A 23,948-nucleotide genomic window follows, 5' to 3' on the forward strand; every position below is an offset into this window, starting at 1 on the left:
GGCGTCGTGCCGCCGACGAGCGCAGCGGGGAGAAGGCATGAGCGACTTGGAGCAGGGTTTTCTGCTGGCGAAGGTGCTGCTGGTCGACGACCGGCAGGACAACCTGATCGCGCTGGAGGCGATGCTGCAGGGGCTGCCGGTGGAGCCGGTCGCGGTCAGCAGCGGTGAGGCGGCGCTCAAACGGCTGATGGTCGACGACTTCGCGGTGATCCTGATGGACGCGCAGATGCCGGGCCTGGACGGGTTCGAGACGGCGGGGCACATCAAACGCCGCGAGCGCACCCGGCACATCCCGATCATCTTCCTGACCGCGGCCGACCGTGACGCCCGGCTGGCGCTGCGCGGGTACGCGGCGGGCGCGGTCGACTACCTGACCAAGCCGTTCGACCCGTGGGTGCTGCGGGCCAAGGTCGCCATCTTCGTGGACCTGTGGGTCAAGACGCAGCAGTTGCGCCAGCAGGCCCAGCAGTGGGCCCGGCTGTCCGGGGCGGCCCAGGACGCGGTGCGCCTGCTCGAAGACCCCGGTCTGGACGACATCGAACGCGCCCGCGAAGGGCTGCGGGCGGCGCTGCCGCACGATCCGGAGCCGCTGACCCGCCGCACGCGCTGACCCGGCGCGGGTCAGCCCGCGGTGATCTCCAGGGCGAGCAGGCAGGCCTCGTCGTCGCGTTCGGGCGGGGTCAGCTCCCACAGCCCGGCGGTGCCGGACTTGCGGTAGGCGCCGGCGACGCGGGTCGCGAACTCGGCCAGCGGGTCGCGTTTGCGTTTGTGCAGCACCCCGTCGGTGAACGACACGAAGCTGTCGCCCGGTTCCAGCCGCAGCGTGTGGGTGTCGAAGCGCTGCCCGTCGAGCAGGCCTAGCAGCGGCCCGGCCGGGTCGTCGACGACCCCGGCGACGCCGTCGCGCACCAGCAGCGGCTGCAGGTGACCCGCCGACGCCCAGTGCAGGGTGCGGTCCTCGGGCCGGTAGTGGCCGATGAGCAGGCTGGCCAGCGGGCCGTCGGGCGCGCCCATCAGCATGCCGTTGACGATGCGCAGGATCTCGGCGGGCGCGGTCCCGGCCGAGCCCAGCGTCATCACCGGGAAGCGCAGGCGCACCACCGCGGCGGCGGCGACCAGGCCGGTGCCGAACGCGTCGCCGATGACGAACAGCAGCGAGCCGTCGTCGAGGCGTTCGGCGTCGCAGAAGTCGCCGCGCAGCTGCGTACGGGGTGCGGTGGCCGCGTAGTGGCGGCCGGTGACCTCCGCGCCGGGCGCGTGCAGCACCAGCTCGCGGCTGGGGTACAGCAGCCGGCTGAGGTTCGAGACCAGGGACTGCTCGGCGGCGAGCTGGATCTGGCGGGCGGCGGCGACGGTCTCGCTGCGGGTCCACCGGTCCTCGGCGGCGTGCTGCTCGCTGACGTCGTGCAGGACCAGCCGGATGAGCCGGATGTCGTCACCGGCGAGGTCGGCCTCGGCGAACACCCGCACCGGCACCACGCCGCGGGCGGTGTTCAGCCGCAGCAGGGCCAGGTCGGGGCGGCCCTGGGCGAGCCCGGCGAGCAGTTCGCGCAGCAGCCCGCGGTCGGCGGGGGCGAAGAACGACGCGAACTTGTCCAGGGTGGTCGGGCCGTGCGCCTCCTCGCGGCCGACCAGGCCGTGCAGGCCGGGGGACCAGACCGCGTCGCCCGCCTGCAGGTCCCATTCGGCCCAGCCGGAGCGGCTCAGCGTCTCCAGGCGGGCCATCCGGGCGTCGTTGCTGACCGTGGCGTCGATGCGCTCCCACGCGGCCAGCAGCGCGTCGCCGACGCGGGCCGCGCGGCGGTTCAGGATGACGCGCCGGGGGCGGCCGTTGACCACGGCGTCCTCGACGACGGCGTCGCGGGCGAAGGGCACGTCATCGGTGAGCAGGTCGACGTAGGCGTCGAAGACGCCGTTGACGCGCAGCCGGGGGTAGACGTCGAGCAGCAGCCGGCCGACGGTGTCGCCGTCGGAGGCGCGTACGGCGGGCCCGGCGGCGGCGATGACGAAGTCCTCGACGGTGCCGTCGTCGGCGCGTACCGGGGTGAGCAGGTGGCCCCGCCCGCCGAGCACGTCGAGCGCGGTCGCCAGCCACACCGGCAGGTTCGCGGGGCCGGTGTCGGCCGCCGACCACAGGCGGCGCAGCGCCCGGCCCGCCCCGGCGGCCAGCCGGTCCAGGAATGCGAGGTCGGGGCCGGTGAACTCGCGGGGCTGCGCCCAGACCAGGGACAGCGCGCCGACGACTTGGTCGTCGACGGACAGCGGGAACACGGCTCGGGCCGGTCCGGGGCCGATCAGCACGAAGTCGTGCGGCCGCAGGCCGTCGAGCAGCAGCGGCCGTCCGGTGCGTACGACGGCGCCGATGGTGGTGTTCAAGGAGCTGGGGGAGCGCTGCCATTCGCTGGCGACCTGCGCGGGCCAGCCGTGGCTGGCGAGCAGGCGCACCGCGCCGTCTGTCTCGGCGGTGAACACGGCCGCGGCCGCACCGGGCGCGTCGCCGAGGCCGAGGGTGACCAGCACGTCGGTCAGCGTGGGAAAGTCGGGCGCGGCGTCGAGCGCGGCGAGGGTCTTGCGCAGAAGCCGGGCGCGGGCCTGCGGCAGGGTCCGGGCCGGGTCGTCGTCGAGGCCGACGACGGTGCGCAGCCCGGGGGCGTCCTGGCCGGGCAGGTCGATGGACGTGGCGGCGGCCGCGGCGACGGGCGGGTCCTGGGCCTCGGGGGTGTCCGGCACGGTCGCGCCGACGAGGTCGGCGGCCAGGTCGACGACGCTGACGTTCTTCTGCTGCGACATCGCCGACAGGCGGCCGAAGGCGGTCTCGGGGTCGCAGCCGTACCGTTCGGCGAGCAGCCCCTTGGCCTGTTCGATGAGGCCGCGGGTGCGCATCGCCTTGCGCAGGCCGGCGAGTTCGGCCTCCAGGCGCTGCACGCGGGTCACCCAGTCTGCCTCTGCGGGCCGGGGTTCGGCTTGCCGTGCCATGATTCGTACCCTGCCCATCGCGCTCGGCGCCGAAACGGTGATCGGTTCATTGTCCGGTAGGAGCGTGACCGGTGGGACGGCGGGTGTGCGAACCGGGCCGGGCGTGCGTTAATGGAACTGTTCGCAGTGGCGGAGGGAGTGGGATGGACCGGGGTTTCGGGGTCGAACGGGTCGTGGACGCGGACCGCATCGTGGTCAAGGTCCGGGGCGAGATCGACCTGATGACCGCGGGCGCCCTGCGTGACGAGCTGTGCGACGCGGTCAAGCAGTCCCCCGAGGTCGTCGTCGACCTGCAGGGTGTGGGCTTTCTCGACTCGACCGGCGTACGGGCGCTGTTCGACGCCTACCGTGCCGCCAACGAGCTCGGTCACCGCTTCTACGTGACCGGGGCCAAACAGTGGGTGGCGAAGGTCCTCGACGTGACCGGCGTCGGCAAGCTGCTGGCCCCACCCGCCTGAGCTCGCGGTTTCGACCGCGACGCGGCGTCGTGGACCTATTTCCGAAAATTTCACCGGCGCAGGCTTGGTCGCCGTGCCAGAGGGGCACGTGAGGAGTATGTCCATGCTGGTGTGCCATGTGCGGCGAACGCAGCCCTTCGCGGTGATCGCGATGGCCGGGACGCTCGACCAGGACACACTCATCCAGGCGGGTGTCACGGTGGCCGACTGTCTGGCCGCCCAGCCCGAGGCGGTCGTGCTCGACCTGGGTGACACGCGCTGCGCCGACGAGCGGCTGGTGCCGTGGCTGCACCGGGCCGCGGTCAGCGCGTCGCGGTGGCCCGCCGTGCCGATCATGGTCGCGGCCCCGCCGTGCCCGGTGTCGGTCGACCACGCGGGCCTGTCGGTGTTCGACGACGTCGCGATGGCGGAGAAGGCCGCCGAGGCGCTGCCGGTCAGCCCGCGCCGCTCGGTGAGCCTGCCGCCGACCCCGGCGAGCTGTGCCCGCGCCCGTGACCTGGCCCAGCGCGCGTGTACGGCGTTCGGGCTGCCCCGCCTGGGGCAGCTGGCGCAGTTGCTGGCCTCGGAGCTGGCCGCGAACGCGGTCACCCATGCGCGCACCGAGATGGAGCTGACGCTGCGCCGCTGCGGTGAGGGCGTGATCGTGGCCGTCCGCGACGGTGACCCGCGGCTGCCGCACGAGTCCGGCCCCGAGGACCGGGGCGCCGGACTGGAGCTGGTCTCAGCGATGGCCACCGATTGGGGAAGCCTGCTGACCAGCGGCGGGAAGGTCGTGTGGGCGCTGGCATCGGTGCGGCCGCCTGGGCGCGTCGCCGCATCCTGACCGGTGCGGGGCGTAGACTTCGAGTCGCCGCCGTGAAACAGCGGTGCGCGGCCCGGGCTTGACCGGGCTGCGGCGGCGCTCTAGCAGCAGGGCGCCGAGACCCGCCAGAAGATGCCGGCCGGCCCGTGCGGTGCACGGGTGACGTGATGCGGGCGATGGCAGGTGTGACCCATGCGAACCGATACTGTTTCGTCCCCGAAGTCAGCCGTGAGCTCTGTCGACGCGCTTGCGAAGTTCGAGGACTCCTTGCTGCTGCTGCACAGCCTGCCCGCCGCCGACGCCGGTCGCGGCAGGCTGCGCGACGAGATCATCTGCGGGTGCGCGCCGGTGGCGCGGCGGCTGGCGATGCGTTTCCGCAACCGCGGCGAGGACGTCGAGGACCTGGTGCAGGTCGCCACGATCGGCCTGATCAAGGCCGTGGACCGGTTCGAGCCCGACCGCGGCGTCCCGTTCGCCAACTACGTCATGCCGACGATGCTCGGCGAGATCAAACGCTACTTCCGGGACCGGACCTGGACCCTGCACGTGCAGCGTTCGCTGCAGGAGCTGCACCTGGCGGTGTGCCGGGCGATCCCGGAGCTCAGCCAGTCGCTGCAGCGCACCCCGACCGCCGAGGACGTCGCCGTGCACCTGGGCGTCACCGAGGCCGAGGTGCTGCGCGGCATGCAGTGCGCGGCGGCGTACACGGCCAGCTCGCTGAACGCGCCCGCGACCGGCGAGGACGGCGACGGCGAACTGCAGGACCTGCTCGGCGAGTGCGACGACACCCTGGAGGCGCTGCCCGAGCGGGAGGCGCTGCGCCAGGCGATCGACACCCTGCCCGAGCGTGACCAGCTCATCCTGCGGATGCGGTTCGTGGACAACCTGACCCAGTCGGAGATCGCCGACAAGGTCGGGGTGTCGCAGATGCACGTCTCGCGGCTGCTGGCCCGCGCCTTCCAGGCCCTGCGTGAGGAGCTGACCAGCGCCGACGTCTGACCGGCGTCAGTCCGGCGGCTCGCCCACCACGTCGGTTCCGCCGCCGTCGAGACGGTCCTGCGTGCCCGCCGGGGAACCCAGGTCGTCCTGCTCGTCCGGGGGCAGCTCGCGGGCGGGCGGCTCGGGCAGCGGCTCACGCTCGGGCGGCGGCTCGAAGTCCTCGGACGGTTCGGTGAAACGCGGTTCGCTCATGGCGGTCTGCGTACCCGGACCGGCCCCGGATCACACCATCGGGGTCCACGCCGTGTCGGCGTGGACCCCGACGGTGGTTCACATGCGCTCGGGAGTTTCGATACCGAGCAGGTCGAGGCCCTGCGCGATGACCCGCGCGGTCAGGTCGCACAGCAGCAGGCGGCTGGCCAGCACCGCGCCCTCGGACTTGAGCACGGGGCAGTTCTCGTAGAACGCCGTGTAAGCCCCCGCCAGATGCTGCAGGTAGCCGGTGAGCCGGTGGAACTGCAGCGTCGCGGCGGCATCGGTGACCACGGCGGCGAAGCCGAGCAGCTCCATCGCCAGCGCCCGTTCGGCGGGCTGGTCGAGCAGCACCGCCGCCGACCGGTCGGGCACGACCCCGCCCCTGCGGAAGATCGAGTTGATCCGGGCGTACGTGTACTGCAGGTACGCCCCGGTGTCGCCGGAGAACGACAGCATCCGGTCCCAGTCGAACGCGTAGTCCTTGATCCGGTCGCTGGACAGGTCGACGTACTTGATCGCGCCGATGCCGACCATCCGCGCGACCTCGGCCCTGGTCTCGGCGTCCAGATCCGGGTTCTTCTCCCGCACGATCGCCGCGGCCCGGATCACGGCCTCGTCGAGCAGCTCCACGAGCTTGACCGTGTCACCGGCCCGCGAGGCGAGCTTCTTGCCGTCCGCGCCGAGCACCTGGCCGAAGCCGACGTGCACGGCCCGCGCCGGCGCGGCCAGCCAGCCGGCCTCCCGCGCGCACTGGAACACCATCTCCAGGTGCTGCTGCTGCGGCGAGCCGACCACGTACAGCAGCCAGGTCGCCTTCAGGTCCTGGGTCCGGTGCCGGATCGCCGCCAGGTCGGTCGCGCCGTAGCCGTAGCCGCCGTCGCGTTTGCGCACGATGATCGGCATCGGCTCGCCGTCGCGGCCGGTGAACCCGCGCGGGAACACGCACTGCGCGCCGTCGCTCTCGCGCAGCAGACCCAGACCGTCGAGGGCGTCGACGACCGGGTCGAGCATGTCGTTGTAGTACGACTCGCCGTAGAAGTGGTCCGCGGTCAGGGTGATGCCCATCTTGTCGTACGCGGCGAGGAAGTACTTCTCGCTCTCGTCGACCAGCAGCCGCCACAGTCGCAGCGTCGTGTCGTCGCCTGCCTGCAGCGCCACCACCCGCCCCCGGGACCGCTCGGCGAACACGGGGTCGGCGTCGAACTTGACCCGCGCCGCCTGGTAGAAGCCGTTGAGGTCGCCGACCGACAGCTCCTGCATCGCCTCGGTCTCGCCCAGGTCCAGCAGGTGCTCGATGAGCATGCCGAACGGGGTGCCCCAGTCGCCGATGTGGTTGGCCCGCCGTACGTCGTGGCCGAGCCACTCCAGGATCCGGGCGGCGGCGTCGCCGATCACGGTGGTGCGCAGGTGCCCGGCGTGCAGCTCCTTGGCCACGTTCGGTGCGGAGTAGTCGATCACCACGGTCTCGGGCACGGCCGCCGTGGGCACGCCGAGCCGCTCGTCGCCGCTCATCACGCCGAGCAGCCCGGCCAGGGCGTCGTCGCGCAGTGTCAGGTTGATGAACCCCGGCCCGGAGATCTGCGCCGTGGCGACCAGGTCGGCCAGGTCGGCACGGGCCAGCGCGTCGGCGGCGACGTCACGCGGCGCGCGGCCCAGCCGCCGGGCCAGCGGCAGCGCGCCGTCGGCCTGGAAGTCGGCGTGCTGCGACCGGCGCACCACCGGGTCGGCGGGCGCGCCGGCGACCGCCGCGAACGCGACCGCCAGCCTGTCGTTGAGGACACTCTCCAGGTCAGTCATCGATCTCGGCTCTCTCAAGAAAGCAGGCAGGGCCCACGGAAACAGGAAGGAACGGGCAGCGCGGCGGTCAGGCCGGGCAGGCACGGCCGGACGGAAGCGCTCCGCGCAGGCAGAAGGGTCTAGCAGGGAACTGGCGAAGAAGGCAGCGCGACGCGAAACGCGTCAGCGAGCTGCCATGATTCGTCGTCGCTCGATCACGGCGACGCGACCCTGCGGGCGCACGGCAGCACGGCCGGCACACACCACAGCGGAGAACATGCCCCGACGATACCTGAGCGGTCCCCCGAGAAAGGAAGGGCACCTTGTTAACGGAATGCGCGGCGCTGGGGCGCTTTCCTAACATGGGCGGATGACCGACGACGGGCAGTACCGGTTCTACGGCGAGCTGGCCCGGTGGTGGCCGCTGATCTCACCGGTCGAGGACTACACCGAGGAGACGGCGTACGCGGCGGGCCTGCTGCGCGGCGCGGCGATCCCGGTCCGCGAGGTGCTGGAACTGGGCAGCGGCGGCGGCCACAACGCGGTGCACCTGCGCGAGCACTTCACGATGACGCTGTCGGACCTGTCGGCGCAGATGCTGCAGGTGTCGCAGGCGCTGAACCCGGACTGCGAGCACCACCTCGGCGACATGCGCACCCTGCGGCTGGGCCGCACGTTCGACGCGGTGTTCGTCCACGACGCCGTGTCCTACCTGACCACCGAGGACGACCTGCGCCAGGCCTTCGCGACGGCGTACGCCCACTGCCGCCCCGGCGGCGTCGTGGTCCTGATGCCCGACGAGACGGCCGAGACCTACGAGCCCGGCACCGACCACGGCGGCGCCGACGCGGCCGACGGGTCCGGTGCGCGCCTGCTGGAATGGTCCTGGGACCCCGACCCCGCCGACACGTGGACCGTCACCGAGTACGCGTTCCTGCTGCGCGAGACCGACGGCAGCGTGCGCACCACGCACGAGACCCACCGCACCGGCGTGTTCGCCCGCGAGGTGTGGCTGCGGCTGCTGGCCGAGGCCGGCTTCACCGCCGACCGGGTTACCGAGCAGACCACCGAGGACCGCACCCCGCGCGACTGCTTCGTCGCCCACCGCCTGCCGGGCCCATGATCGCTCGACGTGCCGGGCAGGTGTGCGAAAGCGGCTCAAGTCACGCACACCTGCCTGGCACGTCCGACGATCACCGCGGCGCGACGCGGTCAGTGGTACTGGTGCACCACCGCGTGGCCTTTGCCGCGGGAGATCAGCCAGCGGTTGACCGGGACGGTCAGGGCGAACGCGACCAGCAGTGAGAACGCCAGCGCGCCCCAGAACAGGCCGCTGGTCAGGCCCGCGTCCATCGCGCCGGGCACGCCGACCATGATGGCGTTGTCGATCAGCTCCATGACCACGATGGACACCGTGTCGGCGGCGAGGGCGACCTTGAGCGCCTGCCGGAAGCCGACCCCGGCGCGCAGCACGCCGCGCATGGTCAGCGCGTAGCCGAACACGAACGCCAGGGCGATCGACAACACCACCGTCGGGCCCGCCGACCAGCCCAGCGCGGTGCCGACGACCATGCCCAGCACCTCGCCGATCGCGCAGCCGGTGAGGCAGTGCAGGGTCGCCGAGGCGGCCGTGCCCCAGGTCGCGGCGGGGGCGTGGCCGTGGGCGGCATGGTCGTGCTGATCCATGCCGCCCAGGATACCTCGATATACCCCCTGGGGGTATGGTCAGACGTGGCAGACGATCTCGCCGTGTGGCACCAGGAACCAGCCGTCCTCGGCCGCCACCCACTCCCGCCAGCCGTCGGCGAACCGCCGCAGGTCGGCCTCGGTGGCCCAGCCCAGCGCGACGGCCTGCCCGGCCAGCGCCGAGCGCACCACGCGCTCCGCCCACATGCCGCCCCACCAGGCCCGCTCCTCGGGGGAGGCGTAGCACCAGACGCTGCCGGTCGCGGTGACGTCGGTGAAGCCCGCGGCCCGCGCCCACGCGTGCATCCGCCGCCCGGCGTCGGGTTCGCCGCCGTTGTGGCGGGCGATCCGCCGGTACAGCGCCAGCCACTCGTCCAGGGCCGGGATCAGCGGATACCAGGTGAACGCGGCGTAGTCGCTGTCGCGGGCGGCCACCGTCCCGCCCGCTCGGCACACCCGGCGCATCTCGCGCAGCGCGCCGACCGGATCGCCGAGGTGCTGCAGCACCTGGTGGGCGTGGACCACGTCGTACGCGTCGTCGGGCAGGTCGAGGGCCTGCACGTCGGCGACGAGGAAGTCGACGTTGGCCGTGCCCCGGGCGGCGATCTCGGCGCGGGCCAGGCTCAGGGCGTCCTCGGTCAGCTCCAGCGCGGTGAGCCGGGCCGGGGTGACCGCATCGGCCAGGTCGGCGGTGATGGTGCCGGGCCCGCAGCCCACGTCCAGCACCGTGCGGCCCGGCCGCAGGTGGGGGAGCAGGTACGCGGCCGAGTTGGCCGCGGTGCGCCAGCGGTGTGACACCAGCACCGTCTCGTGATGTCCGTGCGTGTAGGTCGTCATCGTCGATCCCTCCTACCGGGAGAGTCTAGAGAGCTCATCCCGATATATAGGAGAACGATCCCAGATTATGAACAGGTTTGGGAAAGTAGCAGGTGAGGGAACGTACGTTCGGTGGTGAACGGGCGTCGAGTGAGCGCCGCCGATGTGTTCCGCTGGGCGGTCGCCGGATCGTGCGGCATCGCGCTGGTGGGCCTGACGCTGGCCGCGGTCTGGTCCGTGCGCGGCATCCTGATCCTCGTGCTCGTGTCGCTGTTCGTGGCCGTCAGCCTCGACCCGGCCGTGCGCTGGCTGGTCCGGCACCACGTTCGCCGCCCGTACGCCGTCACGATCATCCTGATCGCCCTGCTGGCCCTGCTCGCGCTGCTGTTCGTCGGCATCGGGCCGCCGCTGGCCCGCCAGGCCGGACAGCTCACCGCCGACCTGCCCGGCCACATCCAGAGCCTCGACGACCGCTCCCGCGCCTTCCGCGAACTGTCCGCCCGCTACGGCCTCGGCGACCGGCTCAACGACCTCGCCGCCACGATCCCCGAGAAGGTCGGCGCGAGCCTGCTCAGCCTGTTCCGCACCTTCCTCGGCGTGCTCGCCGCCGCGCTGACCGTGCTCGTGCTGTCGCTGTACTTCCTCGCCGACATGCCGCGCCTGCGCCGCCGCGTCCAGCTCCTGGCCCCCGACCGGCACCGCGAGCGCACCCGGCGCATCGTCGACGTCGTCGTGGACAAGGTCGGCTCGTACATGATCGGCAATCTGGTGATCTCGGCGATCGCGGGTGTCGTCGCGTACGCCGGGCTGCTCGTCCTCGACATCCCGTTCGCGCTGCCGCTGGCCCTGATCGTCGCGGTCACCGACCTGATCCCGCTGATCGGGGCGACGCTGGGCACCGCCGTCTGCGGCGTGGTCGCCGCCGTCGCGTCCGGGGTCTGGCCCGCCGCGGTCGGCATCGTCGTCTGGCTGCTCATCTACCAGCAGATCGAGAACTACGTGATCGTGCCGAAGGTGATGAAGCAGAGCCTGGACATGCCCGCCCTCGCGGTGCTGCTGGCCAGCCTCATCGGCGCGGGACTGCTCGGCCTGATCGGCGCGTTGATGGCCATCCCGATCGCGGCCACGGTCAAGACTGTGCTGGCCGAACTGCGCGAACCGCTGCCACCCGAGCACGGGCCGCACCCCGGCGGTTCGGACCACGGCCCGCCGGGTACGGACCCGGTCTGACACCCGACCACCGGAGGACACCGTGCCCCTGCCGACCACCGCCGTGCCCGACAGCCCCCGCGACCTGACCCGGCGCGACTGGTGGGACGTGCTCAAACGCACCGGCAAGGAGTACCAGCAGGACAACCTCGGCGACTGGGCCGCCGCGCTGACCTACCGCGCGGTGATGTCGCTGTTCCCCGGCATCCTGGTGCTCGTCGCCCTGCTCGGCCTGACCGGTGCCGACACCGCCCAGCGCGCGTTGGCCGAGGTCGGCGCGTACGCCCCCGGGGCGGTGCGCGACGTGCTGGCCAACGCGCTGACCGAACTGCAGCGCGGCCAGGGCGCGGCAGGGCTGGTCGCCGTCATCGGTGTGCTGCTGGCCCTGTGGTCGGCCTCGGGGTACGTGTCGGGCTTCATGCGCGCCAGCAACATCATCTACGACGTGCCCGAGGGCCGGTCGATGCTGAAGATGCTGCCGGTCCGGCTCGGCGTCACCATCGTGTCCGTGATCGCCATCGTCGCGGTCACCGTCGCGCTGGTCTTCACCGGTCCCGTCGCCGCGCGCACCGGAGAGTTCCTGCACCTGGGCACGGGTGTGGTCCGGGTGTGGGACATCGCCAAGTGGCCCCTGGTAATCCTCGTCATCGCGCTGATCTTCGCGCTGCTCTACTGGGCCTCGCCCAACGCCCGGCAGGGCGGCTGGCGCTGGATCACCCCCGGCAGCCTGCTCGCCGTGTTCATCTGGCTGCTCGCCTCGGCAGGCTTCGCCCTGTACGCCGCGAACTTCGGCTCCTACAACAAGATCTACGGCAGCCTGGCCGGCATCATCGTCTTCCTGATCTGGCTCTGGATCAGCAACGTCGCCCTGCTGCTCGGCGCGGAGTTCGACGCCGAACTCCACCGCGCCCGCGCCATCGCCGCAGGCCACCCCGCCGACGAGGAACCCTACGTGGCCCTGCGCGAACCCCCGAAGTAGCGCGTTCGAGCGGCTGCGGCCTCACGTGGCCGGCAGGCGGATCGTGAAGGTCGTGCCGCGACCGGGCTCGCTGACCAGCCCGATCGTGCCGCCGTGGTCCACGGCGATCTGCCGGGCGATGGCGGGAAACTGGCCGAAGCCGCGATGCGAGCCCTCGGGCACACCGGCGGCGTCTTCCACCTGGAGGCGTTCCTCGACGCCGACGGCCGCATCCCGCGCCCTCCGCGTCCAGGAAAGGAAGGGCACCTTGCACAACGTATAGCGGTGCCCTTCCTTTCTCAGGCGGGGGCGGCGCGGCGCAGGCGGCGGACCGGGCGCAGGGCGAGCAGGACGGCGCAGCCGACGACGCCGACCAGCGCGGACGCGCCCAGCACCTGGTCGGCTCCGACCAGCGCGGCGGCGGGGCCGGCGAGGACCTGGCCGACGGGGATGCCCGCGACCGAACCCGCGACCTCGTACGCCGAGACCCGGTTCAGGACCGGGCCGGGGACCTGGGTCTGCACGCTGGTGGCCCACATGACCGACCAGAACGCCCATGCCGCGCCGCCGACCGCGTGCGCGGCCAGCAGCAGCCAGAACGGGGCGTGCACCGACACCGACAACGGGATCAGCGCGAAGCCGAACATCGCCACACCACCCGCGGCCAGCGGCCGGTCCGGGCGCACCCGCATCGCGACCAGCCCGCCGAGCACGGTGCCGCCGCCCATCGCCGACATCGCCCACCCGTACGCGCTCTCGCCCAGGTAGCCGGTGATCACACCCGAGCTGAGCGGGATGTACGGCCCGAACAGCGTCACGCCGAACACCACCCAGATTCCGATCACGCTCCACATCCAGCTGCGCGCCCGGAACTCGTGCCAGCCCTCGCGCAGGTCCCGGCGGATCGTGACGTCGGGCCGCGGGGCGCGGACGACCGGCGGCAGCCGCAGCGCCAGCAGGCACACCGCGCTGACGGCGAACGTCGCGGCGTTGATGGCGTACACCGTGCCGGGCCCGGTCAGCACCACCAGCGTCGCCGACAGCGCGGGGCCGAGCAGCTGCGCCCCGGCGTCGGCCACGCGCAGGGCACCGTTGGCGCGCTGCACGTCGGTGGCGACTCGCGGGACCATGCTGGCCACGCCCGGCTGGAACATGGCGGCGGCCGCCCCGGCCAGCGCCGACATCGTCACCAGCAGCCACAGCGGCGAGTTGCCGGTGATCAGCGCGACCGCGACGACGGACTGGGTGACGACGCGCACCGCGTCCGCGCCGATCATCAGGCGGCGCGCGCCGAAGCGGTCGGCGAACACCCCGCCGAACAGGATGAGGGCGACCAGCGGGGTCATCCACGAGGCGAGCACCAGCCCGACGCCGGAGTCGCCGTGCCCCGCCGAGCGCACCGCCAGCGCCACGGCGACGGGCAGCATGCCGTCGCCGAGCAGGGCGACGCCACGGGCGACGAAGTACAGGCTGAAGTCACGCGTCCACATGCGATCCGGTGTCACGACGGTCATGCCGATCATGAACCCAGAACTGTTAATACTCCTTCCCGATTTCGCGAGATTTCTGTGTACGACTTGACAGGCATATAACCGGGAAGGCATGTTGTGAGCGTGGCGGTGGTGGGGGCGTTCGCAGTGCTCGGTGAGCCGAGTCGGCTGCGCATCCTCGATCACCTGCGCGGCGCCGAGTGCAGTGTCGGGGAACTCGTGGACCGGCTCGGGATGAGCCAGCCCGCCGTCTCCAAGCACCTGCGGGTGCTGCGCGACGCGGGCTTCGTGTCCAGCCGCGTCGCCGCCCAGCAGCGGATCTACCGCATAGAACCCGAGCCGTTCGCCGAGCTGGAGCACTGGCTGGCGCAGTACCGCCGCCTGTGGGACCGCCACCTCGACGCGCTGGAACGGCATCTCGACGACCAGGAGTGACGACCATGAACGCCATCGACCCCGGCCCGATCTGGCCGGTCGAGTGCCACCCGTCGGGCGAGCGCTGGACCCTGGTGCTGCACCGCGACCTCGCGCACCCGCCCGCGAAGGTGTGGGCCGCGCTCACCGAACCCGGACAGCTCGCCCGGTGGGCGCCCTACCTGGCCGACCGCGACCTCGGCCGCACCGGCGCGGCGACCCTGACGATGATCGACGGCGAGCACACCGAGGACCTGCCGGCCACCGTGCAGCGCGCCGAGCCGCCGCACCTGCTGGTATATACCTGGGGCGAGGACCTGCTGCGCTGGGAGCTGGCCGCCACCGCCACCGGGACCCGGCTGACCCTGCGCCACACCATGGCCGACCGCACCTGGGTGCCCAAGGTCGCCGCGGGCTGGCAGCTGTGCCTGGTGGTCGCGGAGCGGCTGCTCGACGGCGACCCGGTGCCGCCGATCCGCGGCGACGAGGCCAAGAGCCACGGCTGGGCCGCCCTCGACGCCGCCTACAGCCGCGAACTAGACATCCCCGACATCGCCTCGTCGTGACCTGCCGGGGACGGGCAGGGTGTCCCCGGCGGGGCGAAACCGTATACGCTGCTGCGCTGCGAGGCCGGTCCGATAACGACCGTCACGGCGTAGGTGAGCAGGAGTGCTGATCAGCGATGAGCCCAGACAGCGGTTACCTGAAGGTCATGTCGTGGAACCTGTGGCTCGACGGCCGGTTCGTCGACGACGCCCGCACCAAGCAGCTCGCGTTTCTGCGCGAGCAGGCCCCGGACGTGGTCGGTCTGCAGGAGACCATGGGCGAGGCCGCCCGTGAGCTGGCCACCGAACTCGGCTGGCACTTCCACCAGGGCGGCAGTTGCGGCATCATCTCGCCCCACCCGATCACCGCGCGTTACGGCGACGAGTCCCTGCGCGGCGTCGGCGCGCGCGTCCAGTTGCCTTCCGGCCGTGAGCTGGTGGCCTGGAGCGCGCACCTGAACCACGAACCGTACGGGCCGTACGACTTCCACCTCGCCGGGATGAGCGTGCCGCAGGTGCTGGCGCGCGAGGAGGAGGCGGGCCGCCCGCGCCAGATCGCCGACATCATCGACGCGATGCGGCCCGCGCTGGCCGAGCGCGGCCTGCCCGTGCTGCTCACCGGCGACTTCAACGTGCCCTCCCACCTGGACTGGCCCGAGCTGCCCTGGCAGGTCAGCGTCGCCGTCGAGCGGGCCGGGCTGCGCGACTCCTACCGCGTCGTGCACCCCGACGCGATGGCCAAGCCCGGCCACACCTGGTCGCCGCTGAACCACTGGCACGAGCAGGAGGAAGGGGTGCTCGAACCGCAGGACCGCATCGACTTCGTGCACTACACGGGGCCCCTGCGGCCGGTGGCGTCGGACACCGTGGGCGTGGGCGAGCCGCGCCTGATGCCGCACCATGGCGACAATGAGTGGACCTCGGACCACTGGGCGGTGCTGAGCACCTTCGCGATGGAGTCATGATGCGATTCGACCTGGGCGCGTTCGACGCCGTCCTGTTCGACATGGACGGCACCCTGGTCGACACCGAGTCACTGTGGATCGAGGCGGTGCTCGGCGTCGCCGCCGAGCTGGGCGCGGACCCGCTGGACCGGGCGCGGCTCATCGGCGGGACGGTCGCGTCGATCGTCGCGGTGGTCGGTGTGGCCACCGGCGGGCGGCACGCCGCCGCGGACCTGGACCGGTGGATCGACCAGGCGGTCAAAGCCAAGATCGCCGAAGTGGGCGTACGGCTGCGGCCGGGCGCACGGCGGCTGCTCGACGACCTGATCGCGGCGGGCGTGCCGTGCGCGCTGGTCACCTCGTCGGGCCGGGCCGACACCGAGATCATCCTCGACGTGCTGGGCCGGGCGGCGTTCGCGGTCACGGTCACCGCCGACGACGTGCCGCGTCACAAGCCCGACCCGCTGCCGTACGCCACCGCGGCGGCGCTGCTGGGCGTGGACCCGGCGCGCTGCGTCGCCATCGAGGACAGCCTGGCCGGGCTGGCCGCCGCCGAGGGCGCGGGCTGCACCACGGTCGCCGTACCGCACCTTCAGGACATTCCGGACGCTCCCGGCCGCCATGTATTGACGAGCCTCGAAGAGGTCACCGTAACGCCGGTTAAGGTAACCCGATGATCCTCACCGTCACGCCCAACGCCGCGCTTGACGTCACCTACCAGATCGACGCCCTGACCCCGTACGCCACGCACCGCGTCGGGGCCGTCGCCGAGCGCGCCGGAGGCAAGGGCGTCAACGTCGCCCGAGTGCTGCACGGGCTCGGCACGCCGGTGCTGGCCACCGGCCTGGCCGGGGGACCGACCGGGCAGCGGCTGCGCGAGCTGCTGATCGCCGACGACGTCGCCGAGGCGTTCCTGCCGGTGACCGGCGACGCCCGGCGCACCGTCGTGGTCGCCGACCGGGCCGACGCCACCGGCTTCTGGGAGCCCGGCCCGACCGTGACAGCCGCCGAGTGGTCCGGGTTCACCGCACACTTCGCGGCACTGCTCGCCGGGGTGAAGGTCGTCGTGCTGTCCGGCTCGCTGCCGCCGGGCGTGCCCGCGACGGCGTACGCCGAACTGCTGGCCCTGGCCCACGCGGCCGGAGCCGCCACGATCCTCGACGCCGACGGCGACCCGCTGCGCCAGGGCCTGCGCGTGCAGCCCGACCTGGTCAAGCCGAACGCCGCCGAGCTGCACGCGCTCACCGGCATCCGCGTGGACGGGCCCGACGCGGCCCGCGCCGCCGTCGCCGCGCTGCGCGAACTGGGCGCGGGCGACGTGGTCGCGTCGCTGGGCGGTGGCGGCCTGGTCGCGGTCAGCGAGCAGGGCGTATGGCGCGCCCGGCTGGCCGAGCCGCTCACCGGCAACCCCACCGGCGCGGGTGACGCGTGCGTGGCCGCCCTGGCCCGCGGCCTGCTCGCCGGGCAGCCCTGGCCCGAGCGCCTGCGCGACGCGGTGGCCCTGTCCGCCGCCGCGGTGCTGTCGCCGGTCGCCGGCGTCGTCGACCCCGCCGTCTATGAGCGACTGCGCACCGAGGTCATCGTCGACGTCTGCTGAACCAGGGGTAATTCGCCTAAACCGGATGCCTGCTGATCATTCCTGACAAGATGGTGGGGCAAGCTGCCACCCATGCCGACGGGTCATCACGGGGGCGCGGGATGGTGCACAGGAGCCGGGTGCCGCTGGTCGGCGATCGGGTTCTCGCCGTCTTCGGCCTCGGCTGCCTCGCCTGGCTCGTGTTCTACGCCGCGCTGACTTTTCTCGGCCAGGACAGACCCGGGCTGGCCCGGTTCACCGGCGAGGTGCTGTACCTGGTGCCGGTGGCCACCCTGCTGGGGCTGAGCGTCTACGCGGCCCGGCGCACCGAGGGGCGGAGCAGGACCGCGTGGCGGCTGCTCGTCGCCTCCAACGTCGCCTGGCTGTGCGGTGACTCCGTCTGGGCGTACTACGTCTACACCACCCCCGGCGGCGACCCTCCGGTGCCGACCCTGGCCGATGCCTTCTACCTGCTGCGCTTCCTGCTGACCATGCCCGCCATCATGATCGCGCTCGGGCTCAAGCTGCGCGGGCTGCTCGACGCGCTGCTGGTCGCGGCCGCCGGCGCGGCCATCGGCTGGCAACTGGTCATCAGCCCGCTGGTGCCGCCGAGCTGGGACCCTGGCGCGTTCGTGACATTCCTGTACCCGGTCTTCTCGGTGGTCATCTTCAGCGTGCTGGTCGCGCTGATGCTGACCGGCGACCGCCGGGTGCCCCCCGCCATGGTCCTGTTCGCCGTGGCGTTCGGGATCGCCGTCGTGATGGACGGGGTCTACGCCTACTCCAGCGTCCTGCGTCACTACACCAGCACGACCTGGCTGAACGTCGGCTGGCAGGGCGAGATCCTGCTGCTGTGCCTGGCCGCGCTGGTCGCCGCGCGGCATCCCGGCGACGAACGGGAGCGGCCACCGGCCCGCGAGGTGTCCTTCCTGCCCGCGCTCGTCGCCGTGCTGGTCGTCGGCGGCCTGGCCGCAGCCGACCTGATCCTGTCCGGTCAGCTCAGCCGGGTCACCCTGACGGTCGCCCTGCTGCTGCTGATAGGCCTGCTCGTACGCCAGATCGTCGCCGCCCGCGGCCGGACCCGGCTCACCGAGCAGCTGCGCACCGCCGCCATCACCGACGCGCTCACCGGCCTCTACAACCGGCGCTACTTCGAGGAGATGCTCGCCGCCGAAGCAGACCCCGCCCGCCGCCGCGGCCCGCTCAGCGTCGTCCTGATCGACCTCGACCACTTCAAGACCGTCAACGACACCCACGGCCACCTCGTCGGCGATGCCGTGCTGACCGCCGTCGCCGAGCGGCTGCGGCGGTCGCTGCGCGCCGGCGACCTGCTCTGCCGGTATGGCGGGGAGGAGTTCGTGTGCCTGCTGCCCCGCACCGGCGGCCCGGCCGCGTGGGACCTGGCCGAGCGGCTCCGGGTCGGCCTGCGCGCCACCCCGATCCCGGTCCCCGGCGTCGCCGAGCCACTGGCGATGACCGCGTCGTTCGGCGTCGCCTGCGCCGACCCGGCCGACCCCAGCGGGCTCAGCGTCGACGAACTCGTCGACACCGCCGACCGCGCCCTGTACCGCGCCAAGGCGCAGGGGCGCGACCGCGTGGTGGGCGGCGGACCGCGCGAACCGGCCGAAGTCTCACCGACCCTCGACCTGCCGCCGGAACTGGTCTGGCTGACCGACGAACTCGACCGGATCCGCGGCGACGGCCGCAGTGCGGCGGTCAGCGGCTGGGCCTGGCGCACGGCCGCCGCGCTCGGCCTGGACGAGGCGACCCGGCTGCGCATCGCCGCCGCCGCCCGCCTGCACGGCATCGGCTGCCTCACCACCACCTGCGAACCGGGCCCGGCAACCGACGACGGCCATGCGGCCCGCGCCGGGCCGGAGCAGTCGGCGTGCCTGCTGGCCGATCTCGCGCACCGGCCGGACCTGGCACCCCTGCTGGCCGCCGTGCACGAGCGCCACGACGGCAGCGGCCACCCGCGCGGGCTCGCCGGATCCGACATCCCGATCGGTGCGCGGATCATCGCGGTCTGCGACGGCTGGGCCGACGCCGCAGCAGGCGTGTCACCACACGCACGCCAGACGCTGCTGGACGGATGCGGCACGCGCTACGACCCCGCGGTCGTGGACGTCTTCCTGGCCCTGGCCGACGATGATGAGCCCACTGAAGCCGGGACGGAGAAAAACTCATGATCGTTATCGCGCACGTCAGCGACACCCACTTCGACGGCGGCACACGCGCGGCCGAGCGCAGCGCGCGGGTGCTGTCCTACCTGGCCGCACTGCCGCATCCCGTCGACGTCGTGCTGGTCACCGGAGACATCGCCGACCACGGCCTGCCGCACGAGTACGAGCAGGCGGCGAAGGCCCTGGCGGCGGTGCCGGAAGCGCTGACGCTGCCCGGCAACCACGACGTGCGCGCGGCCTACCGGCAGGGGCTGTTCGGTGAACCCGCCGACGGCGGCCCGGTCAACCGGGCGGTCGTGGTCAACGGCGTGACCCTGGCGCTCTGCGACTCCAGCATCCCCGGCCGCGACGACGGGCGCCTCGACGCCGAGACGCTCGGCTGGCTGCGCGGGGTCGTGGCGGGAAGCGACGGCCCGGTGCTGGTCTGCCTGCACCACCCGCCGGTCGAGCTGGGCATCCCGTTCATCGACGCGCTGCGGCTGCACGACGCCCAGCCGCTGGCCGAACTGGTCGCCCAGTCCCCGAACGTGGTCGCGGTCCTGTGCGGTCACGCGCACACCCCGGCCGCGACGACGTTCGCGGGCAGGCCGCTGCTGGTCGCGCCCGGGGTCGCCTCGCGGCTGCGGCTGCCCTGGGAGGGCACGGATCAGCCGATGGACCTCGACGCGCCGCCGGGGCTGGCCTTCCACGTGCTTGACGAGGATCTGCGGGTGACCACGCACTACCGGTTCCTGCCCTGAGCGGGCGGACGGCGGCCACTACGCTGTCGCGATGGCCGTCGCACACCTCGCCCACTCCTGGCACGTCGACTCCGCTCCGGAGACCGTCTTCGCCCACCTGACCGCGCCGGAGAACTACATCGGCCTGTCGCCGCTGATCGTGGCGGTGCGCGACGTACGGCCCGGCACCGGCGAGCGGGGCGAGCCGGTGACGGACTACGTCGCGGTCGAGCGCTTCCGGTTCCTCAAGGTGCTGCACTGGGACAACCTGATCCGGGTACGCATGCGCGTGGTCGCACCCGGCACGGCGCTGCGCCAGAGCGTGGTCAGCCCGGGTGGGGTGCGGCTGGAGTGGACCGTGCGGCTCACGCCCGACGGTGCCGGCGCGACGATCGACGACCAGATGGAGATCACCATGGCCGCGCCGATGCGCGGGTTCGTCACCGGCCAGGCGCGCTCCGTGCAGCTGCACCGCGCGGCCGAGCTGACCCGCCGTATGGCCCGCTGAACGCGGCCGGTGCTACCCGGCTGATCCCCGGCGGCCGCGCAGGGACAGCGTGATCAGCCCGGCGGCGACGAGCAGCAGCGCACCGGGCACGAACCACCAGGGGCTCGGACGATCGAATGCGGGCGTCATCATCGGCGCCGCCACGGGGACGGCGGTCGTCGCGGCGGGCGCGGGCGGCATGGCGGCCAGCGGGTAGGCGCCTATGCACAGGCCGGTCTCGTTCCTGTTCGCGTTCACCCGGTATCGAGCGCCCACCCGGAACTCGTAGCCGCAGCTCGCCTCGCTGCGTGCCACGCGCAGGGTGAGCGTGTCGCCGACCTTGGCGTCGCCCTTGGTCACGGTGTCGACCGCGAGCCGGATGGCGGTGTCGGTCACCTCCGTCACGGTGCCGTTGACCGTGCGTTCGGCCCGCTCATCCTGCTCGACCGGGTTGTACACGCAGGAGCAGGCCCAGGCCGGGTCGGCGGGGGACAGGACCACGACGAGGCTCGTGACGAGGGAGGCCAGGACGAGGAGGATCGCGGCGCGTGGTTTCATGCCGCCTCCGACGTGGACGGACCCCCTGCGGGTTCCGTCACCGTGCGACGGCGGCCTGTTCGAGCATCGCGGTCACGTGAGGGTTCTCCGACGGCGTGGACAGGTCGGCGGCGAACACCGCCAGCGCGTCCTCGCCGAGGCTGAGCTGCTGGCGCAGCCCCCGCCAGGCGTGCAGGTTGGGGTGCGGCAGGTCGGTGCAGGCCACGGCCGGGGTCAGCAGCGCGATCACGCGGTCCAGGTCGGCCGGGGTGAGCGAGTAGGACGCCGAGCCGCTGGCGTGCCCGCATACGCTGGCCAGCACGACGGCCGGTAGGAAGCCGTCGCCGACCGCGACCCGGGCGAACACGGGCCGTCCGGCGACGAGCCGGGCGACCCCGAACGCGGCCGGTGGCTGCCAGCCGGGGATCGCCGCCTCGAAGCGTTGCCGTGCCGCGTCCAGGTCCGCGATGGTGCGCCACTGCTCGAGCATGTCGCGATGATGGCACGTGCCGGGGTCCGCTGTCGCGGCTCATCCCACGTCAGTGACGGTGAAACGGCACCTGACGTGCGCATATCAGGTTCGCAGCGGAATCCGGGCCACCGGCGTCCACCGGTACACGGCCGCGCGGGTGTCCTGGGTGACGTCGAGCAGGTGCACCTCGCGTACGGTCAGCGCGGCGTGGGCGGGGCGCACCTGGCGCAGGGCCGCCTGGACCCGCCCGGAGTCGCCCGAGCCGGTGGCGTAGGCGATCGTCATATGCCCCGGCATGGCCTGGTAGGCGACGGCCTCGGAGCCGAGCACATCGGAGATCGCGGTACGGGTGCGGGCGTGCACCGTGTGCAGGGGTTCGCCGGGCAGGTCGCCGTCCAGGTCGGCGAGCACGACGGACACGCTGGCCAGCGCGCAGCCGGCGGTCAGCGTGAACGCGGGCACGTCGGCCAGCGCCTCGGTGAGCAGGGCGGTCAGCTTGGCACGTTCACCGGGGCTGATCTCGGCGGCGGGGATGCCCATCACCGGCTGGACGGTGACGTGCAGCCACGGGTCGGGCACGGGGGCGAGGAAGCCGAACGGGGCCATGGCCGCCCGCCAGTCGCGTACAAGCCGGGCCAGGTCCTGGTTCTGCTCCAGCTCGGGCAGCAGGTAGACGTGCAGCCGGGTCCAACCGGGAGGCCAGACCCGGTCGCCGGTGAGGAAGCGTTTCACCGGCCGCGCGGCGGCTGCCACAGTTCGAAGCGGTTGTCCTCGCCGTCGTACGCCCAGCCGAACCGCCCGTACTCCCCGTCCTCGACCTCCTCGGCGACCCTGACCCCGGCGGTCCGCAGCTGGGCGAGCATGGCGTCCAGATCGTCCACCCGGAAGTTCATCATGTACGGCTGGTCGGGGTCGACGATGTAGTCGTTGTCCTTCTCCAGGACGGTCCAGGTCGTGGTGCCTCCCGCGTGCCAGCGGAAAGTATGCCCACCCCATTCGCTGACATCGATGCCGAGGTGGGTGGCGTACCAGGCCCGCAGGGCTTCGGCATCGCGGGCGCGGAGGAAGACGCCGCCGATACCTGTTACTCGCTGCATTCGGACATTCTGCCACGGCTGGCGGGCACCCCACCGAACCTTGGCGCACGCTGCCCGCAGGGGCCATGATGCTGGCATGCTTCGTTCGATCGTCGACGGCTCACCGGTTGCGGCCGGATCCCGGGTGCTGGACAGCCGCAATCCCGCCCACCTGGACGACGTGGTGGCGCAGGTGGTGCTCGCCGATCCGGCCACGGTCACCGCGGCCGCCCGGTCGGCACATGCCGCCCAGCGCGCCTGGGCCGACGTGCCCGCGCCGGTCCGCGGCCAGGTCATCGCGAACATCGGCGCCCTGGTCGAAGCCAATGCCGAGGCCCTGGCGCGGCTGGTCACCCGCGAGATCGGCAAGCCGCTGGCCGAGTCCCGGGGCGAGGTCCAGGAGATCGTCGACACCTGCCGGTTCTTCCTCGGCGAGGGCCGCCGCCTCTACGGCCAGACCGTGCCCTCGGAGATGCCCGACAAGCAGCTGTTCACGTTCCGTGAACCGGTCGGCACCGCGATGATCATCACGGCGGGCAACTTCCCGGTCGCCGTGCCGTCCTGGTACCTGGTGCCCGCGCTGCTGTGCGGCAACACCGTCGTCTGGAAGCCCGCCCTGTACGCCGCGGCCAGCGCCGACGCCCTCTACCAGCTGTTCGTCTCAGCCGGACTGCCCGCCGGGGTGCTCAACCTGGTGCACGCCGACGGGACGGAGACCTTCAACGGCCTGTCCCAGGCCCTGGACGAGGGACTGGTGCAGAAGGTCGGCTTCACCGGCTCCACCGAGGTCGGCCGGGCCATCGGCGCACTGTGCGGCCGCCACCTGCAGAGCCCGTGCCTGGAGCTGGGCGGCAAGAACCCGATGGTCGTCACCGAGGACGCCGATCTGGACCTGGCCGTGGAGGGCGCGCTGTTCGCCGGATTCGGCACCGCCGGGCAGCGCTGCACGTCGCTGGGCACGGCGATCGTGCACGAGTCGGTGCACGGGGAGTTCCTGCGCCGCTTCGCCGCGGCGACGGCCGCCGCCGCGGTCGGCGATCCGACCCGGGACGTGCTGTACGGGCCGATGCTCGACGAGCGCTTCGCGGCGGCGTACGAGAAGTATCTGGGGTGGATCTCCGGTGGGCACCGGGTGCTCGGCGCGGTCGGGCGGATCACGGCGGACAACCCGCGGGCCGGGTTCGTCGGCGACCCGGCGGCCGGGCTGTTCTACCACCCGGTGATCGTCGACGGGGTACGTCCCGGCGACGACCTGTTCGACCACGAGACGTTCGGGCCGCTGGTCGGCGTGACCAGCTACGGCACCCTCGACGAGGCGATCGCGCTGGCCAACGCCCCCGGCTACGGCCTGTCCAGCGCGATCTACACCACCGACCCGAAGAAGGCGTTCGCGTTCCGGCGCGGCATCGGCGCGGGCATGGTCAGCGTGAACAACTCGACCTCCGGCGCGGAGGCGCACCTGCCGTTCGGCGGCAACGGCCGCTCCGGCAACGGCAGCCGCCAGTCCGGCATGTGGGTGCTCGACCAGTTCACCCGCTGGCAGGCCCTGAACTGGGACTACTCCGGCCGCCTCCAAAAAGCCCAGATCGAGGTAGCCGTCCTCCCCGCCGACCTGACCTTCCGCCTCTGA

Annotated in this window: 27 protein-coding genes; 16 read left to right on the plus strand and 11 right to left on the minus strand. The window is 72.6% G+C overall.

All coding sequences use genetic code 11. The annotated features are described in order from the left end of the window. Positions 1 to 37: 37 nt before the first annotated feature. Positions 38 to 610, plus strand: a complete 573-nt coding sequence (locus HAV40_RS22660) for a response regulator (protein ID WP_166384444.1) — start codon at positions 38 to 40, stop codon at positions 608 to 610. 11 nt (positions 611 to 621) lie between these two features. On the opposite strand, the gene HAV40_RS22665 is transcribed toward HAV40_RS22660, so the two are convergent. Next, on the minus strand, positions 622 to 2,976 hold the full coding sequence (locus HAV40_RS22665) for a SpoIIE family protein phosphatase (protein WP_166384446.1): 2,355 nt from the start codon (positions 2,974 to 2,976) through the stop codon (positions 622 to 624). A 143-nt stretch (positions 2,977 to 3,119) separates the two neighbouring features. Between HAV40_RS22665 and HAV40_RS22670 the strand changes: the two genes are divergently transcribed. The 3 genes from HAV40_RS22670 to HAV40_RS22680 all read left to right on the plus strand — a co-directional run bounded on the left by HAV40_RS22670 (position 3,120) and on the right by HAV40_RS22680 (position 5,235). After that, complete coding sequence (locus tag HAV40_RS22670; protein WP_166384448.1) at positions 3,120 to 3,434, plus strand: STAS domain-containing protein; 315 nt, start codon at positions 3,120 to 3,122, stop codon at positions 3,432 to 3,434. Between the two features lie 103 nt (positions 3,435 to 3,537). Further along, positions 3,538 to 4,257, plus strand: coding sequence for an ATP-binding protein (locus HAV40_RS22675; protein ID WP_166384450.1), 720 nt, complete (start codon positions 3,538 to 3,540; stop codon positions 4,255 to 4,257). Positions 4,258 to 4,464: 207 nt separating this feature from the next. Next, entirely contained in the window at positions 4,465 to 5,235 is a 771-nt protein-coding gene (locus HAV40_RS22680) for a SigB/SigF/SigG family RNA polymerase sigma factor (RefSeq protein WP_239087054.1), read from the plus strand. Between the two features lie 6 nt (positions 5,236 to 5,241). Here the strand turns inward: HAV40_RS22680 and HAV40_RS22685 are convergent, their stop codons facing one another. After that, positions 5,242 to 5,427 carry a hypothetical protein gene (locus HAV40_RS22685; protein ID WP_166384454.1) on the minus strand — a complete coding sequence of 62 codons (186 nt, stop codon included), beginning with the start codon at positions 5,425 to 5,427 and terminating at the stop codon, positions 5,242 to 5,244. Positions 5,428 to 5,505: 78 nt separating this feature from the next. Next, positions 5,506 to 7,227, minus strand: coding sequence for an arginine--tRNA ligase (argS, locus tag HAV40_RS22690; RefSeq protein WP_166384456.1), 1,722 nt, complete (start codon positions 7,225 to 7,227; stop codon positions 5,506 to 5,508). 349 nt (positions 7,228 to 7,576) lie between these two features. Between argS and HAV40_RS22695 the strand changes: the two genes are divergently transcribed. Further along, on the plus strand, positions 7,577 to 8,329 hold the full coding sequence (locus HAV40_RS22695; RefSeq protein WP_166384458.1) for a class I SAM-dependent methyltransferase: 753 nt from the start codon (positions 7,577 to 7,579) through the stop codon (positions 8,327 to 8,329). 89 nt (positions 8,330 to 8,418) lie between these two features. Here the strand turns inward: HAV40_RS22695 and HAV40_RS22700 are convergent, their stop codons facing one another. Next, the gene (locus HAV40_RS22700; RefSeq protein WP_166384460.1) at positions 8,419 to 8,892 is read right to left on the minus strand and encodes a DUF4396 domain-containing protein; all 474 of its coding nucleotides are present in this window, start codon (positions 8,890 to 8,892) and stop codon (positions 8,419 to 8,421) included. Between the two features lie 39 nt (positions 8,893 to 8,931). After that, entirely contained in the window at positions 8,932 to 9,729 is a 798-nt protein-coding gene (locus HAV40_RS22705; protein ID WP_166384462.1) for a methyltransferase domain-containing protein, read from the minus strand. Between the two features lie 129 nt (positions 9,730 to 9,858). Between HAV40_RS22705 and HAV40_RS22710 the strand changes: the two genes are divergently transcribed. Together HAV40_RS22710 and HAV40_RS22715 are read left to right on the plus strand one after the other, a co-directional pair. Further along, positions 9,859 to 10,938, plus strand: coding sequence for an AI-2E family transporter (locus HAV40_RS22710; RefSeq protein ID WP_239087053.1), 1,080 nt, complete (start codon positions 9,859 to 9,861; stop codon positions 10,936 to 10,938). A gap of 22 nt (positions 10,939 to 10,960) precedes the next feature. After that, positions 10,961 to 11,896 (plus strand): YihY/virulence factor BrkB family protein, encoded by a 936-nt coding sequence (locus HAV40_RS22715; protein ID WP_203672210.1) that lies wholly within the window; start codon positions 10,961 to 10,963, stop codon positions 11,894 to 11,896. 21 nt (positions 11,897 to 11,917) lie between these two features. Here HAV40_RS22715 and HAV40_RS22720 read toward each other — a convergent pair whose 3' ends face one another. Both HAV40_RS22720 and HAV40_RS22725 read right to left on the minus strand, forming a co-directional pair. Next, complete coding sequence (locus tag HAV40_RS22720) at positions 11,918 to 12,142, minus strand: ATP-binding protein (RefSeq protein WP_166384466.1); 225 nt, start codon at positions 12,140 to 12,142, stop codon at positions 11,918 to 11,920. A gap of 32 nt (positions 12,143 to 12,174) precedes the next feature. Beyond that, the gene (locus HAV40_RS22725) at positions 12,175 to 13,389 is read right to left on the minus strand and encodes an MFS transporter (RefSeq protein ID WP_239087052.1); all 1,215 of its coding nucleotides are present in this window, start codon (positions 13,387 to 13,389) and stop codon (positions 12,175 to 12,177) included. A gap of 99 nt (positions 13,390 to 13,488) precedes the next feature. On the opposite strand from HAV40_RS22725, the gene HAV40_RS22730 reads away from it, so the two are divergent. The 8 genes from HAV40_RS22730 (at position 13,489) to HAV40_RS22765 (ending at position 20,254) form a co-directional block, all read left to right on the plus strand. Then, positions 13,489 to 13,800, plus strand: a complete 312-nt coding sequence (locus tag HAV40_RS22730) for an ArsR/SmtB family transcription factor (RefSeq protein WP_239087051.1) — start codon at positions 13,489 to 13,491, stop codon at positions 13,798 to 13,800. 5 nt (positions 13,801 to 13,805) lie between these two features. Then, positions 13,806 to 14,345 (plus strand): SRPBCC family protein, encoded by a 540-nt coding sequence (locus tag HAV40_RS22735; RefSeq protein ID WP_166384468.1) that lies wholly within the window; start codon positions 13,806 to 13,808, stop codon positions 14,343 to 14,345. A gap of 116 nt (positions 14,346 to 14,461) precedes the next feature. Next, a complete protein-coding gene (locus HAV40_RS22740; protein WP_166384470.1) occupies positions 14,462 to 15,289 on the plus strand; it encodes an endonuclease/exonuclease/phosphatase family protein in 828 nt (275 codons plus the stop codon). Then, positions 15,289 to 15,945: an HAD family hydrolase gene (locus HAV40_RS22745; RefSeq protein WP_203672208.1), complete on the plus strand. Its 657-nt coding sequence runs from the start codon at positions 15,289 to 15,291 to the stop codon at positions 15,943 to 15,945. Before HAV40_RS22740 ends, HAV40_RS22745 begins: the two co-directional genes overlap by 1 nt. Next, positions 15,942 to 16,865: a 1-phosphofructokinase family hexose kinase gene (locus HAV40_RS22750; protein ID WP_166384474.1), complete on the plus strand. Its 924-nt coding sequence runs from the start codon at positions 15,942 to 15,944 to the stop codon at positions 16,863 to 16,865. The genes HAV40_RS22745 and HAV40_RS22750 overlap by 4 nt, the downstream gene beginning before the upstream one ends. Before the next feature lie 101 nt (positions 16,866 to 16,966). After that, on the plus strand, positions 16,967 to 19,033 hold the full coding sequence (locus HAV40_RS22755) for a bifunctional diguanylate cyclase/phosphohydrolase (RefSeq protein ID WP_166384476.1): 2,067 nt from the start codon (positions 16,967 to 16,969) through the stop codon (positions 19,031 to 19,033). Continuing rightward, complete coding sequence (locus HAV40_RS22760) at positions 19,030 to 19,767, plus strand: metallophosphoesterase (protein WP_166384478.1); 738 nt, start codon at positions 19,030 to 19,032, stop codon at positions 19,765 to 19,767. The genes HAV40_RS22755 and HAV40_RS22760 overlap by 4 nt, the downstream gene beginning before the upstream one ends. A gap of 31 nt (positions 19,768 to 19,798) precedes the next feature. Next, positions 19,799 to 20,254, plus strand: coding sequence for an SRPBCC family protein (locus tag HAV40_RS22765; RefSeq protein ID WP_166384480.1), 456 nt, complete (start codon positions 19,799 to 19,801; stop codon positions 20,252 to 20,254). A gap of 12 nt (positions 20,255 to 20,266) precedes the next feature. On the opposite strand, the gene HAV40_RS22770 is transcribed toward HAV40_RS22765, so the two are convergent. The 4 genes from HAV40_RS22770 to HAV40_RS22785 form a co-directional block, all read right to left on the minus strand. Next, positions 20,267 to 20,791 carry a hypothetical protein gene (locus tag HAV40_RS22770; protein ID WP_166384482.1) on the minus strand — a complete coding sequence of 175 codons (525 nt, stop codon included), beginning with the start codon at positions 20,789 to 20,791 and terminating at the stop codon, positions 20,267 to 20,269. Between the two features lie 37 nt (positions 20,792 to 20,828). Further along, positions 20,829 to 21,260 carry a hypothetical protein gene (locus HAV40_RS22775; RefSeq protein WP_166384483.1) on the minus strand — a complete coding sequence of 144 codons (432 nt, stop codon included), beginning with the start codon at positions 21,258 to 21,260 and terminating at the stop codon, positions 20,829 to 20,831. An 84-nt stretch (positions 21,261 to 21,344) separates the two neighbouring features. Next, positions 21,345 to 21,974 carry a 2'-5' RNA ligase family protein gene (locus HAV40_RS22780; RefSeq protein WP_166384485.1) on the minus strand — a complete coding sequence of 210 codons (630 nt, stop codon included), beginning with the start codon at positions 21,972 to 21,974 and terminating at the stop codon, positions 21,345 to 21,347. Continuing rightward, entirely contained in the window at positions 21,971 to 22,339 is a 369-nt protein-coding gene (locus HAV40_RS22785; RefSeq protein ID WP_166384487.1) for a VOC family protein, read from the minus strand. The genes HAV40_RS22780 and HAV40_RS22785 overlap by 4 nt, the downstream gene beginning before the upstream one ends. 76 nt (positions 22,340 to 22,415) lie before the next feature. Between HAV40_RS22785 and HAV40_RS22790 the strand changes: the two genes are divergently transcribed. Then, positions 22,416 to 23,948, plus strand: a complete 1,533-nt coding sequence (locus HAV40_RS22790) for an aldehyde dehydrogenase family protein (protein ID WP_166384489.1) — start codon at positions 22,416 to 22,418, stop codon at positions 23,946 to 23,948.

It is taken from the genome of Catellatospora methionotrophica (genome assembly GCF_011297335.1).
GTDB classification, from domain to species: Bacteria; Actinomycetota; Actinomycetes; order Mycobacteriales; family Micromonosporaceae; genus Catellatospora; species Catellatospora methionotrophica.